The sequence below is a fragment of the Spirosoma aerophilum genome (assembly GCF_054782495.1).
On record NZ_BAAGSJ010000024.1, the window covers coordinates 331 to 599 of the forward strand.

At 55.8% G+C, this 269-nt stretch carries 1 pseudogene; it reads right to left on the reverse strand.

The annotated features are described in order from the left end of the window. Positions 1-269 (reverse strand): annotated as a pseudogene (locus tag ACYVK4_RS26060) (peptidoglycan glycosyltransferase); the annotation flags it as partial.

Sequence of the window (269 nt, forward strand, 5' to 3'; positions counted from 1 at the left end):
GGATCTCCCCGGTGGCCGGTTCGATGGCCACGATGGCGCCCACTTTGTTAAGCATTAAACTGTCGGCAAACCGCTGCAAGTCGGCATTTACACTAGTAATAAGGTTCTTCCCGGCCACCGCCAGGGTATCATAGGCCCCGTTTTGCCAGGACCCTTTGGGCGTGCCACGAACATCCTGCATGACAAACGTGACGCCCCGCTGGCCTCGTAACTCTTGTTCATAGTAGCTCTCTAATCCGCTCTGACCGATGTAGTTTCCCGGTTGGTAG